At 61.6% G+C, this 13,092-nt stretch carries 15 protein-coding genes; 2 read left to right on the top strand and 13 right to left on the bottom strand.

The genetic code is table 11. The features are described from left to right. Window position 1 precedes the first annotated feature (1 nt). The 8 genes from ABD059_RS00075 to ABD059_RS00040 form a co-directional block, all read right to left on the bottom strand. Window positions 2-622 carry a hypothetical protein gene (locus tag ABD059_RS00075; protein ID WP_343876950.1) on the bottom strand — a complete coding sequence of 207 codons (621 nt, stop codon included), beginning with the start codon at window positions 620-622 and terminating at the stop codon, window positions 2-4. Then, entirely contained in the window at window positions 619-1,206 is a 588-nt protein-coding gene (locus ABD059_RS00070; RefSeq protein ID WP_343876947.1) for a DUF6286 domain-containing protein, read from the bottom strand. Before ABD059_RS00070 ends, ABD059_RS00075 begins: the two co-directional genes overlap by 4 nt. Further along, entirely contained in the window at window positions 1,203-1,568 is a 366-nt protein-coding gene (locus tag ABD059_RS00065) for a hypothetical protein (protein ID WP_343876945.1), read from the bottom strand. Before ABD059_RS00065 ends, ABD059_RS00070 begins: the two co-directional genes overlap by 4 nt. Beyond that, on the bottom strand, window positions 1,565-1,756 hold the full coding sequence (locus tag ABD059_RS00060) for a DUF2273 domain-containing protein (protein WP_343876943.1): 192 nt from the start codon (window positions 1,754-1,756) through the stop codon (window positions 1,565-1,567). The genes ABD059_RS00065 and ABD059_RS00060 overlap by 4 nt, the downstream gene beginning before the upstream one ends. Before the next feature lie 9 nt (window positions 1,757-1,765). After that, window positions 1,766-2,266: an Asp23/Gls24 family envelope stress response protein gene (locus ABD059_RS00055; RefSeq protein WP_343876941.1), complete on the bottom strand. Its 501-nt coding sequence runs from the start codon at window positions 2,264-2,266 to the stop codon at window positions 1,766-1,768. Window positions 2,267-2,348: 82 nt separating this feature from the next. Beyond that, on the bottom strand, window positions 2,349-2,864 hold the full coding sequence (locus tag ABD059_RS00050; protein WP_343876939.1) for a hypothetical protein: 516 nt from the start codon (window positions 2,862-2,864) through the stop codon (window positions 2,349-2,351). A 139-nt stretch (window positions 2,865-3,003) separates the two neighbouring features. Further along, window positions 3,004-4,188: a fatty acid desaturase family protein gene (locus ABD059_RS00045; protein WP_343876937.1), complete on the bottom strand. Its 1,185-nt coding sequence runs from the start codon at window positions 4,186-4,188 to the stop codon at window positions 3,004-3,006. Window positions 4,189-4,201: 13 nt separating this feature from the next. After that, the gene (locus ABD059_RS00040) at window positions 4,202-5,284 is read right to left on the bottom strand and encodes a ferredoxin reductase (protein ID WP_343876935.1); all 1,083 of its coding nucleotides are present in this window, start codon (window positions 5,282-5,284) and stop codon (window positions 4,202-4,204) included. A gap of 97 nt (window positions 5,285-5,381) precedes the next feature. Between ABD059_RS00040 and ABD059_RS00035 the strand changes: the two genes are divergently transcribed. Then, window positions 5,382-6,581, top strand: a complete 1,200-nt coding sequence (locus ABD059_RS00035; RefSeq protein ID WP_343876933.1) for a PucR family transcriptional regulator — start codon at window positions 5,382-5,384, stop codon at window positions 6,579-6,581. Between the two features lie 120 nt (window positions 6,582-6,701). Then, entirely contained in the window at window positions 6,702-7,094 is a 393-nt protein-coding gene (locus tag ABD059_RS00030; protein WP_343876931.1) for a YtxH domain-containing protein, read from the top strand. A 175-nt stretch (window positions 7,095-7,269) separates the two neighbouring features. On the opposite strand, the gene ABD059_RS00025 is transcribed toward ABD059_RS00030, so the two are convergent. From ABD059_RS00025 to ABD059_RS00005, 5 genes are all read right to left on the bottom strand, one after another. Further along, window positions 7,270-7,725, bottom strand: a complete 456-nt coding sequence (locus tag ABD059_RS00025) for a succinate dehydrogenase hydrophobic membrane anchor subunit (RefSeq protein WP_343876929.1) — start codon at window positions 7,723-7,725, stop codon at window positions 7,270-7,272. Then, window positions 7,722-8,306 (bottom strand): dTMP kinase, encoded by a 585-nt coding sequence (locus ABD059_RS00020; protein ID WP_343876927.1) that lies wholly within the window; start codon window positions 8,304-8,306, stop codon window positions 7,722-7,724. Before ABD059_RS00020 ends, ABD059_RS00025 begins: the two co-directional genes overlap by 4 nt. Before the next feature lie 54 nt (window positions 8,307-8,360). Further along, window positions 8,361-8,567: a hypothetical protein gene (locus tag ABD059_RS00015; RefSeq protein ID WP_343876925.1), complete on the bottom strand. Its 207-nt coding sequence runs from the start codon at window positions 8,565-8,567 to the stop codon at window positions 8,361-8,363. After that, window positions 8,564-8,917: a helix-turn-helix transcriptional regulator gene (locus ABD059_RS00010; RefSeq protein ID WP_343877030.1), complete on the bottom strand. Its 354-nt coding sequence runs from the start codon at window positions 8,915-8,917 to the stop codon at window positions 8,564-8,566. The genes ABD059_RS00015 and ABD059_RS00010 overlap by 4 nt, the downstream gene beginning before the upstream one ends. Before the next feature lie 524 nt (window positions 8,918-9,441). Continuing rightward, window positions 9,442-10,572: a TerC family protein gene (locus ABD059_RS00005; RefSeq protein ID WP_343876924.1), complete on the bottom strand. Its 1,131-nt coding sequence runs from the start codon at window positions 10,570-10,572 to the stop codon at window positions 9,442-9,444. Between the last annotated feature and the right edge of the window lie 2,520 nt (window positions 10,573-13,092).

The raw sequence follows: 13,092 nt of genomic DNA, 5'->3' as shown, positions 1-13,092 counted from the left end.
GTCAGCGCACCCGTTCCGTCCGGGTGAAACGGGTCCGGGCGCCGGCGCTGATGCTGATCAGCACCGGCGTCTGGCGTCCCACCAGAAGGTCGAGGGCCTCGACCAGGTCGGTGACTTCGGTCGCCACCTCGTGCGGGGACACCCCCGATCGTGGGAAGACCCTGATCCTCAGTGCCGGTTCCCCATCGAAGACATAGGTGGTGACCGCTGCATTCACCAGGTCCCCGCGCTCCTGCAGGGCTGCCTTCAGCGCCTGCTCCGCGACCGACCCGTTGATGATCACCCGGCCGGCAGCCTCCCCGCTGGCATCGGCAGGGTTATCATCCTGAGCCAATGTTCCGGACCGCCCACGCCCCTGCGCGGCGATCCAACCGACCATGCACGCCACGATCAGCAGCATGACGAGCGCCAGCACGATCCAGAGCCAGCTATCGCGTTGTCCATCGAGCGTGGTCTGCTGCAGCAACCCGTCGATTCCCTCGCCGAGCTCAACGGCAACCGAGCGCCACCAACGGGCGGCCGCGGGGAACATCAACAGAGTTGTCGCCACCCCCACAGCCATCAAGAGGGCGCCGATCAGACCCAGCAACAGCCGATTGAGGATCCGTGGTGTCTGATTCACTGCCCGATCACCCCTGAGGTTGCGACGGCGACCCGCACCGCCGGGACCGGCTCGACCGAGGTGAGCCGCAATTCGTCCTCGACGACGCTGCGGATACGTTCGACGTCGACCGGCACGCCCGACGTCGGGCGCACCTGAACATCGACGGCCCGACGCCCCACGGTGACCAGCACCTGATCGGGGGTCACCCCGGCGGCCACCCGCGCGCGGCGGGCCAGGGCCGAGGCGAGCACTTCAGCATCGACAACGATCCCGGTGCGCTGGTTGGGAATGGCATGGCGAGCCCTGCGTCCCGGCAGGACGGCACTCAGAAAGCATAGGAGGCCAATCAGAAACACCAGCAAGCCGGCGACTACGAGCGGGGCCAACTGGACACTATCGGGCAGGTCCCCCAGCCACGCTGCCACCTGCTCCGGGCTGGTCAGCCAGGCGTTCTGGCCGGTTGCCTTCAGCACGGCCTCGAACATCACGTAGAGGCAGATAATTGAGATCAGGACGGCGACAGCGATCGCTGGGAGTGCACGCGATGAATGCAGTTCACGGCGGACCACCTTCCGGGTCAGCAGGGCAGTGCGGTCATTCATCTGGCACGTCCCCCCTCAGCCACCCTGATGCCGGTAATGCGGATGTCGACCCGGCTCAGCCGTGAACCACTCAGCTGGGCTACCTGTTGCAGCACGAGGGCCTTCGCAGCGTGGGTGCGGTCCCAGATCGATCCACCCACCCCGGTGACGAGGGACGGATCCTGAAGCGTACGGGTGAGGGATGGAACTCCGATGGGAAGCGCGAGGCGCAATGCCAGCAGCCCCTGGTCGTCCGACCAGCTCGCACGGATCTGCTGGGCGGGAACACCGAAGACGTCGGCGGCAACCGCCCGCGCGGTACTGGTGAGCGCCTGAGTACTGATCCGGTTGTGCCCTGCAAGGCCCGGTGGTGCCGCGCTCACGAGGAGGAGCGTCGGCCTGTGAGAGCGTCGCGGACGCTGGCCAGGTCCAGTTTGCCCTCGGCAACCCGACCCAGCAGTGCGCCCACCGCAACGAAGAGGGTCATGAGGAGAAATCCCCAGAACCCGAAGATCAGGGCAGTGAATGCGAGGACGGCGCCAAGCGCCATGCCAACTACGGTGGGGGTCATAGGGATAGCCTAACTAGCTGCGGGTCGGGATTTGTCGGGAGCTTTGGGGTCGTTGAGGCCGGGAACGTGAACATCGGTGATCTCCACGTTCACCTCGATAACCTGCAGCCCTACCAGTTCCTGGACACCCTGATAGACAGCCGACCTCACCTGGTCGGCAACGGTCGTGAGTGGGTAACCGTACTCAGCCACCAGCACAACGTCCACCGCCACCTGGGTCTCCCCCACCTCCACCTGCACACCCTGGCTCAGGTCGCTGCCGCCGACGGCGTCGCGGATCGCACCCAACGCCCTACCGGCCCCGGTGCCGAGACTAAAAACCCCTGGAACTTTCCTGGCAGCAATGGCGGCGACCTTGGCGACCGCCGGATCGGCGATGGTAGTTTTCCCACCGGTCGCATCAGCTTTGCTGACGGTGGCCCCGGTCACTCGCGGGAGCGCCCCGTCTGCGACGCCGGGAAGCGGCTCAGCCGGTCGGTGGCTGGGTGGTGGCGTCCTGTTCTCATCCATCGGTTTTGCACCCTTTCGTTGAGCCCAGCCTAACGGGTACCTGCCCCGGAAGGCATGGCCCGGGCGCGCCCGTCGACTGCAACTAGTGAAGGGGCTTGTTGCAGTGCTCGTGCAGCCACTCCTCGACGGGCGCCACGGCCTCCCGGTAGGAGGTTTCGTCGAAGCTCCCCCCATTGTCTGTGCTGGACGTGACCACCTCCTGTAGCCGGTCGAAATCGTCAGCCAACTCCGGGGGGACCATTGACCGCACATCATCGATCTGATTGTGGAGCCGTTCGACCGTTTCATCGTCCGACGATCCCAGGAAGCTCAGGGGCGCCAGCAGGATGGAGGACACCCCGGCTGCCACCATGACGCAGTCCTTCATGCTGGTGCTCGCGGCTCCGTTGTCCTCTGAGTTGTCAGGTGACGTGGAACTGGGAGAACTCCCCGGGTCCGCGGTTTCGGTGAGGGAATCCCCCGCTGGAGTGGAAGGTTCGTTGGTGGGAGGGTCAGTGGTGGGAGGGTCAGTGGTGAGGTCCGGAAGTTCGATGGCGGTGCCTTCCGGCTCAGGGCCGGGGCCACCGCAACCGGTGAGCGAGAAGGCAAGTGCGCACACGGCAGCAACTGTGACACGCGATCCCAACACCCAGGCATCTCCCGATTCATCTGATTTCCCACTGACATGTTACTTAACGTACGAGCGCCCCGGTCTTCTCCTCGACCGGGGCGCCGTATGAGCGGGAGCTCACCAAACGTTAGGCGGTGACCTTTTGACGCAGCGAGAACCGTCCCTTTTCGGGAAGCGCCAGCTTGAAGACCTTCGCCCAGGTTGACGCGACCTGCTTCGGCAGGGGGCCGGTGGTGTAAGGCAAGCCATAGCGGTTGCAGATTTCCTTGACCTTCACAGCAACTTCGGCGTAGCGGTTCGACGGCAGGTCTGGGAAGCAGTGATGCTCTACCTGGTGCGACAGGTTGCCGGTCATCAGGTGCATGAACTTGGAGCCAGAGATGTTGGCCGAACCGATCATCTGGCGAACGTACCAATCGCCGCGGGTCTCACCTTCGACCATTTCCTCGGTGAACGTGTCAGTGCCCTCAGGGAAGTGTCCGCAGAAGATCACCGCGTGGGCCCAGACGTTGCGGATCGCGTTGGCGGCGAGCGTGCCGTAGAGGGCCTGCTTTCCGGAACCGGTCAGCATCGCGACAGCCGGCGTGGCAGCGTAGTCCTTGGTGAACTGCTTGACCGCTTTGACGCCGACCGCTTTGAGGTCCCGCGACATGTCCTCCTTGGACTTCAAGCCCTCTTTGTACTCGGGGATCTCCAGGTCGTAGAGTGCAATTCCCCACTCGAAGACTGGCGCCAGGATCGCGTTATAGAGCGGGTTGCCCAGGTTGAAGGGAGTCCACGGCTGATCGGCATCCATGCGCAGCAGGTTGTAGCCGACGTCCCGGTCCTTGCCCACCACGTTGGTCCACCGGTGGTGCAGGTCATTGTGGGTGTGCTGCCAGGACCTGGCAGGAGTCACGAAGTCCCATTCCCAGGTGGTGGAGTGAATGTCAGGATCCCTCATCCAATCCCACTGGCCATGGAGCACATTGTGCCCAATTTCCATGTTTTCAAGGATCTTGGCGACGCTGAGCATCGCGGTGCCTGCCACCCATGCGGCCTTGTTGCGGCCCACCAACAGCGAAGCCCGGCCCGCGATTTCCAGACCACGCTGGACTTTAATGACCCGCCGGATGTAAGCGGCGTCGGTGGCTCCACGCTTGGCGAGCACCTCGTCGCGGACTGCATCAAGCTCACGACCCAGCTCCGCAATTTGTTCATCGGACAGATGCGCTGCTGCTGGTGGCCTCACCAGCGGATGCCCGGTTGCTGCGAGCGCCCCGGGCCGGGTCGCTGTGGGCTTCGTCTGAGTACGTTCGGTCAGTGTCGTCATACGGTGGTGCTCCTTAAAGGTCCAGATTGACGGGTCCGGCTGCTGCCGAAACACACGTCTGAATTAGTTGGCCGGGTTCTCCATGGACTTCCCCCGTGCGAAGATCGCGGACCTGGCCGGCACGCAACGGGGTGAGACAGCTGTGGCAAATGCCCATCCGGCATCCGCTGGGCATCAGGACGCCAGCATCCTCGCCGACGTCGAGCAGGGGTGTATCGCCGTCGGCTTCGACTTCGCGGTCGGACGCCTCAAACTGAACCAATCCGCCGTCGTGCCCGTCGCCGCCGGCGAGATTGGTGCTGAAGCGCTCGATGGTGAGCGTACTCCCCTCCGAAACCTCCTGGCCCACAGGCAGCATGGGCTGGGACGCCCATAGAGCCTCCGCGTCATCGAGGAATCCCTCAGGGCCGCAGGCGTAGGCGGCACGTTCACGCCAGTCTGAGCACAGCTCTTCCAACTCCGCGTCGGATCCAAAATCCAGCCTGCCCCGCTCAGCCGTGAACAGGTGGGTTACCCGAAGGTTGGAGAACTGGTCGGCCAGCTCGTTCAGCTCTTCCAGGAACAGGCTGTCCTTCGGCGTCCTGGCCGAGTGGATCAGAACGACGTCGGCGTCCGGGCGTCGTGGCACCAGGGTCCGGACCATCGACATCACTGGAGTGATTCCGCTACCAGCGGTCAGCATAAGCAGCGGGCGGGGGTGCTCAGGGAGAACGAACTCGCCCTGCGGAGGAGCGAGGAACAGGACATCGCCTGGCTTGGTATTGCGCACCAGGACGCCCGAGACTGCGCCGGCATCGGTCACCGTAATGGCAGGATCCGCCCCGGCTGCGGCACTCAGCGAATAGGAGCGCCAGTGGCGAACCCCATCCAGCTCAACACCGATACGGGCCCACTGGCCAGCCTGATGCGCTTTCCAACCCCACCCGGGATGAAAGTGGATGGTGACCGAATCGGGCGTTTCGGACACGACTTTAGTAACCACACCGCGCAGCTGACGGCTCGAGTACACCGGGTTGAAGAGCGCTAGAACGTCTTCAGGGGCGAGAGGAGTGATCAGAACGGATGCGGCGCGAGCAAGCTGACGGAGCCGAATCATCCACCAAGTCTAGAATAACGATCGCCCTAGTTCTCCTAGCAGGACATACGATTAAGCCAAGGAAACTATCCCTTCGAAACAATCCTCGAGGCACTGCATGAGTTCCACCACACCTGACGCCGCGAGTATCGCGTTGGAGCCGCCCTGGCTTGCCCTACCCGAGGAGATCAGCGCCATGCTGCGCCCCCTGATGCCGGGCGTCGTCGAAGCGATCATCGAGGCGGTACCCCAGCTGGTTCCGACTTATGCGAGGCCCATTGAGGGGCGCTTCGGGCGGGGCCTACGGCGCGGAGTTGCGGTAGCTCTTGAGCGTTTCCTGCAGTTGCCCGGGACCAGACTGCCCGCATTATCCGAGGAAAGCAGGCAGTTGGTTGCGGGCCTGGGGAGCGGGGAATTCCGGCAGGGTCGCAGCATGGATGCCCTGCTGAGCGCCTACCGGATGGGCGCCCGGGTCACCTTCCGTGAAATGTCGCGGATCTCGATGAAGCAGGATCTGGGGCTCGAAGTGGTGGTGAACCTTGGCGAATCAATCCTCGCCTATATTGACGAGCTCTCGGCGGTGAGCGCCGAGGCGTACGCGTATGAGCAATCCGAACGTGCCGGGGCAGTCGATCGGCGCAGGACCGAACTGCTGGAACTGCTATTGCTCGGGCAGGCAGACGAGGCGGCGCTGCGGCAGGCGGCGTCGATGGCTGATTGGGCTTTGCCTGCACAGATGACTGTGGTCACACTGCCCCTTGACCGGGCCGCGGGACTGCGCCGCCAACTCGACCCCGGTTCCCTGTTGGTGGAACGGGAAACCGACGCGGTGGTCCTGATCCCCACCCGCGACACCCCAACGGCCCGCCGCCAGCTATCGAAGGCACTGCGGGGACGGTCGGCCGCCGTTGGACCGGCCTCTGGTTGGGAGCGGGTCCCCGACTCGTTGCGGTTGGCCGTCCTGGCCGCCACAGTCTTCCCCCCGCGTGAGGGGCCGGATGATCCCCCCATCTGGGCCGATGAACATCTGGCACAGGTCATTCTTGGCGCTGAGCCCACTGCAATCACCGAACTGGCGCAGCGTCGGTTGGCGCCGCTGGACGGGTTGCGGCCAGCCCAGCGGGAGCGACTCGTGGAGACCCTCCAATCCTGGCTGAGGCACTGGGGGCAGCGGGCACCCATTGCCGCCGAACTGGAAATTCATCCGCAGACGGTTGGGTACCGGCTCCTTCAGCTTCGCGAAGCTTTCGGCGACGATCTGGAGAACCCCCAGATCCGATTCGAACTCCAGCTTGCCCTCCAGGCCGGGCGGCGTTGACGCGGCCTATCGGATCCACCTCGGATAAACTAAGGTTGCTTATAAGATTGGTCGGGTCGGCTGCAGCAGGCGACTCATCCGGCCAATAAGAACCCGGGACGATCAGACAGGAGCACCATCATGAAGAACAAACTTGTATTCGCAGCAGGCATGGCCGCCGGCTATGTGCTCGGCTCGCGCGCTGGCAGGGACAGCTACGACAAGCTGAAGACCAAAGCGGACGAACTGTGGAACAACCCGAAGGTGCAGGAGACTGTTGCCGATACCGCTTCCACCTTGAAGCACAAGATGCCCGAGGTGCAGGAGCAGGCTGGCGGCGCCGTCAAGAAGGCCAAGGAGTCAGTCTCCAGTGCACTGCACCGCAGCGACAGTGCCGACGACGCCAAGGGAACGACCTCTAGTTCAGCAGCCACTGGTTCAGCAGCCACCGGCCCCAGCGGGGGCAACCCGGCCAAGGTTGAGGACCCTCCGTTCCAGAACCAGGACGATGACACCCGTCCAGACACCGTCTAGGTAGACCCCGTCTAGGGTATTTACCCGAAGGCCCCGCGCCCCGCAGTCCGGGGCGCGGGGCTTTCGCGTTGGCCCACAGCAGGTAACCCTCGGCACCCGATAACCCTCGGCGTCGGTGCGGTGACCTTTCGGATAGGAAGTACTGAAGCGGAACCACCTCCGCTCCCACGCACTTCTAAGGGCAGAAATCGGGCAGAGAGGTGATCGCGGCGTTGTCAGGGCACGGATCGAAGGTGAAGATGACTAGTGATCCGAGGGTGATGATAGCGAGAGAACAGGCGAGCAGGACCGTCTTGAGCAGCAGACGCGCCCGGGAGGTTTCGGTGTAGTCGTTGATGATGATCCTGAGGCCGTTGGTTCCGTGAAGCATGGCGAGCCAGAGCATGACGAGGTCGAACCACTGCCAGAAGGGGTTTGCCCATTTCCCGGCCACAAACGCAAAGTCGATTTGCTGGATGCCGTCGCCCAGCACAAGGTTCACGAAGAGATGCACGAAAATCATTACCAGGAGGAGCGCGCCCGACCAGCGCATGAACAGCCAGGCGAAGAGTTCAACGTTGCTCCCTGATCCAGGTCGGCGGTAATAACTGCCTAACCGCGCAGCATCCTGCGATCCGCGGTGCTGATTCATGCCTGAAGCCCCAGACCACACACTCCGAGTTCCCGCAAGACACTCTCGACGACTTGTTCGGTGGACTGAGTCGCGTCGATAACGATGAAGGCCGGAAACTGTGGCAGGCCCCTATAGGCCTGATCGAACGCACCGAGGTGCTCCAGGGTTTCGAGGTCCGTGGCCCGGCTATCGATCCTGGCATGTGCGATTTCCGGATCAACATCGAAGTAGAAAACGATATCCGGAGTGGGAAGGGCCTTGAGGAGCAGGGTAAGGAACCATCCTTCACGTAGGCCTCGGACGCGGCGCAGCGCGAGCTGGCAGTAGAGATAGCGGTCCATGATGACGGCGCCCGAGCTGCGTCTGGCGCGCAGGTGGGAAACCAGCACGTTGACGCAGCGAATGCCAGTCTCTACTGCGTCAAGCAAGGCCACCGGCGGCTGAAGCTCGCGTCGACGTGACCACGCGGCCAGGGTCCTCCGCCCGGATGGGTTTGCGGTGAAGGTTGCGGGATAGGCAGCGGTCCGGAGCTGTTCTGCCAGCAACTTTCCAGCAGTGGTTTTACCAGCCCCGTCAATACCGATAAGAGCAATGATCATGGCTCTCCGCTGACCTTTGTTGCGGCCCGTCGCTGCTTCATTTTGCCCTCGCGACTAGTCGTCCTCATCCCCGTCCTCATCGCTTCCGTTTTCGTCCCCGCCCTCATCGTTTTCGTTTTCGTTTTCGTTGGCATCTTCCCCACCGCCTTCATCTCCCACTCCGGGCACCTGCGGGAGTTGCGTGTCGTCGCAACCGGTGAGGGACAGAGCGCCGAAGATCAGCAGGACAGAGCCAATGAGCGCAGTGACTCGGTTTCTCATGACGATTCCTTGGGTGGGGTGACGTTGGTCGGTGTGAAGATTGCCAGGAGCGCACCAATTTCCTGATGCGCCGTGGCTGGGTGACGGAAGTGCTGGGTGGGCTGGACAACGTATCGGGTCCGGCGGCCCTCCCGCACCCGCTGGAGGTAGCCAGCGTCTTCCAAGTCCGCCAGAATGTGCAATGTTGCTCTGGCCGTGATGCCAACAGTGTCAGCGATGTCCTCGACGAGGGCGCGGGAGTTCGCCGTCACAGCCAGAAGTACGTGACTGTGATTAGTGAGAAACGTCCAGGGTGGACGTTGGGCGGGGACCGGATTAGGGGTCGTCGCCCCAGCGGCCGGGTTCTCCATTGCCGCGCTCGTGCTGTTTACTCCAGACATTGGAGTACTCCTTTCCTTCGACGTACCGGGGGTAGCTTCGAACAAGTCCTGGGTTGGGCGGGTCCCCCATGCATCCAGGCGAACGATCTTTACACCACGGATGAGTCGCGTGGGTAGGTCAAGGGGGGTGACGACGGCGGGAGCACCCGACTTGCGTACTGCACGAGCCAGGGCCGCCGTCGGGGCGGGACGTGAACGCCTGAGCGACCAGCTGCCGTGCCAGACAACGCGCGTCGAATTGGAGCACCCCGCCGCGTCCAGTATTGGCCGCGCCAAAGCTGCCAGGGATTCGGCGTCACGCAATGCTCGCTGATACAATCTCGCTACGATCGCCGGGTCGGCGGTGAACGGGGGACGCTGGAGGGGTATGAAAAAGAGCAGCGGACAGCCCAACTCTGATGCCACCCCAACTGCACTATGCGCCAGGACTCTCACATCTGAATCGTGGGTGATGATAGCGGCAACGGGGCGATACACATTGGCTGCATCCCGGGTCATCGTGCGCCACCACCCTTGGACGCCGACTCCGGGTCCACCTCGTCGGTGGTTTCGCGAATGCTCTCTTCAGCATCTCTGCCGGCGTCTCCGGGGTCGGCTGAGGACCCGGAGAGCTCCTTCCGGCGCCGGCGCCAGATCGACTCAAGCTCCGCGTCCTCTTCCTCCGTCGCGACCCGGAAGGGCGGATCGGTTGGCTGGGGGATAGATTTGCGTCCCTGTCCTCGGGTAGCGCGCAGGCTGGCGACGACGGAAACCGTGATAATCGTTGCAACCACCGCCAGCGAGACAGCAGTGGGGATGTAGAACAGGTCGATCTTGAGGAGCATCTTGATGCCGACCCAAATCAGCACCAGGGCCAACCCGACCTTCAAGTAGATGAAACGGTGGATCAGATCCGCCAACAGGAAGTACATGGCGCGAAGACCCAGTATCGCGAAGGCGTTGGCGGTGAAGACCAAGAACACCTCGTCAGTAACCGCGAAGATCGCCGGGATCGAGTCGACGGCGAAGACCACATCGGTGAACTCAATCAACACCAGCACCGCCAGAAGCGGAGTGGCCAGCAGTACCCCGTTGCGCCGTACCAGCAGCTTTTGTCCGTGATACGCGTCGGTCATCGGCACGAAGCGGCGGAACCCGCGCAACACCAGGGATTGTTCGGGGTTCAAGTGGTCGTTTCGCTGCCGGATCATGCGATATCCGGTGTAGAGCAGGAAGGCCGCAAAGACATAGAGGATCCAGGCGAAGTTTTGGATCAACACGGCACCGGCGGCGATGAAGATTGCCCGGAAGACCAGTGCGCCCAGCACACCCAGAAACAAGACCCGATGTTGAAACTCTCGGGGGACAGCGAAGTAGCTGAAGATGATAGCCCAGACAAAGACATTGTCTACCGAGAGGGATTTTTCAATCAGGTACCCTGCGAAATACTGCTGCCCGAACTCAGCGCCCCAGTTCATCCAGACCAGCACACCGAACCCGACCCCGAAGGCCACCCACACAGCTGACCAGGCAGCTGCCTCCCGAACCCCGATAACGTGAGCCCTCCGGTGAGCCAGAAGGTCGATAGCGAGCATGACCACGATGAAGCCGAGTACCGTAGCCCAGATCCAGAATGGGACGTCCATAGAAATTCCTCCGATCGAATCGATCGGAGGTCTCTCCCAGCCTTAGCAGGGCCTGTCCGCCGGGCCTCTAAGGGGCCGTAATGACGACGGGACAATCAGGGGATACTCCCCTCCGTGTACGCAATAAGTGAAGCACGGTTCATGTTTTGCCGTCAAGGACCAGCCTTACAGACAGCGAGCCCCAATGTGGCGACGACACTTGCGTGGGAGGGTGGTTAAAAAGAAAAAACCCCCGGATAGTCCGGGGGTTTTAGCTGGTGGCTCCGACCGGCGTCGATCCGGTGACCTTTCGAGTAAGAGTACTGCCCTATCAGGGGTTTCTGCGGGGTATCGGCATCTACTATCGATCGACGTCAAAGCTACTTTCAGCCGTAATCCGCTGCTGGTGGTTATCACCGAGTTTGCGGATAGGTGCGGGGTTTGGTGACAGTCCCTCACCGCCCCGAGGACCAGAATCAATTCTCGTTGGATTATCCGAGTGTTATGTCTGCTTACGGCAGTAACGCTCATTCTGCAGTCGAAGCCGAGTGGGAAGACATGAAGGTTGGAGGTCTTGTAGGCCAACAAAACGGCACATCTTGACTGCTCCCGCAGCAGGTGACTGATTGGTAGCGGCCGTCGAAGACGCATCAGCTGGGGTTCCCCTTTCAAGAATCTTATGGAACGGTCGATGTGTGGGGGGTCACATTCAGATCGCTCAAAAGAGGCGCCATGGGGGTGGTCTCAGTTGGCTAAAGGAGTGACAAAGTCTCATGAATTCAAAGAAGCACTTTCTGGGATATGACGGTTCGTGTTCAAAATGTACGAAGCTTGCAAAGGACGCCGCTGATTCGCTTCAGGGACGACTCGATATTCTGCCTCTGTCGGATCCTCAAATAAAAGCTTGGCGGCAAGAAGCTCTCGGAGAGAATCCCCCTTGACAACCTACCTTTGTCGAAGTGACTGACGAGGGGGCGAAGGCTTGGGTCGGAGTCGGAATGGCCGCAGCGACGTTGACCCGATTGGGTCTCCGAAGCGTTTTGAAATTGACGCAGATCCTAGGCAACTCGTCCGAAAAAAGCTCCGAGAGCACCAACGGCCCGACCCGGAGTGCGTTCGTGAAGGGTGGCGTCGGGGCTGTGCTTGGGGCGGCGCTCCTCCTAGGGTCAAAGCCTGCCGCTGCCGCTATGAAAGAGGCTGACCCATGGATGGATGGCGAAACGCCGGTGAAGGGTTCCGGACGGGAAATGGACGCAACGGAGATCAGGGCAGAACTCGCCAGCAACCATGGAGTAATCGCCGTTGGCGGGTATAGCAGCCTCAAAATCGTCAGATGCAAAAGCGATCGGCGTCAGGTTGCAGGAACAGGCTCGCTCGATGACCAAGACGGCCGACACAGATCACGAGAGGCAGGGCACGGTCGGAGCGGTGCACAACTTATCGAGTGGAGGGATGCTGCATATAGTGGCGAACTTTGATGGCGATTCAGTCTCGTCTTATCAACGCATGCAGCTTCCGAATGGTCAGGTCAGAACCAGGGTCCAGGCATTCACCCTCGAATCGGAGCGGCGCGACGTGGCAGGTGATGCAGGAACGATAGCTCTGCTTTCCACCATTGAAAATGGTTATGAGTCACAGGTCGTCACTGCGGCAGCAGCCTGTTCCAGCAGCAACCCATGCGCCGGTTCTGCGTGTAATCGATGCCGCTGCCAGTCTTGGAACACGTTTTGTTTGGCGAACTGTTGCGGCCCCTGTGCCGCATCAATCCGCTGGTGGGGACCGTTCCTTGCATGTGCGCTGATTTGGTGTAATTTTTGCGTCAGCGACCTCCACAGCTCCTGTTGCACCAGACGCGCCTGCGAATACCAAGCTGGCAGCAATTGCTAACTACAGGATTGAGAACTTAGAAATGACTATCCAGGCACCATCAAGGAAAATGAACGTACTTCCCAAAGCGCTTTCAGCATCGTCGGGCGTCGTCGTCGCAGTTCTAATCTATAGTTTCCGGCCTGAGGAGGGCAGCGTTGGTGCTGCTGGGGGTTGGGCCTTCCTCCTCACCTGGGGGATGGCGACAATGGCATTGGTCCAGACAGCTAAATCGCGGACAGAAAAGCTACGGCAGGCTCGAACCCCCAAGCAAGGAGTGCAGGCGTTCGAGCTTTCATACGGAGTGATCCTCGGCCTCCTCGTCGCTTCTTACTCTTCCAATGGCGTCGGAATAGGAATAGCACCAGAGTTATTGTGCCTGCCCATACTGATTGCTTTCGGGTTTCCTCTTGCTCTGAAGTTTTTCCACAGGACCTCAACAGCTCCCTAACCTGAACTACGTAAGACCGGCGGTGGGGGCGAGATTCATAAGTTTTTGATGGCCGTCGGCCAGTGAGAATGTAGGTGGCATCATTCTCTGGGTCTGACTCACCGTAAGCCTGACGCGATGTCGTTGTCCTTGGATCGATTGGTGGCTCTCCGTGGTTCGTGGTGAAAGCCGGGTTCGTGTCGTAAGCGTATAGGGGCTCGTGGCCCTGCTGAGATGGATGTTCT

The organism is Arthrobacter flavus (assembly GCF_039526005.1).
GTDB lineage: Bacteria > Actinomycetota > Actinomycetes > Actinomycetales > Micrococcaceae > Arthrobacter_D > Arthrobacter_D flavus.
Note: the sequence above shows the minus strand (reverse complement) of the source record. Positions and strands in the feature narration are given on the sequence as shown.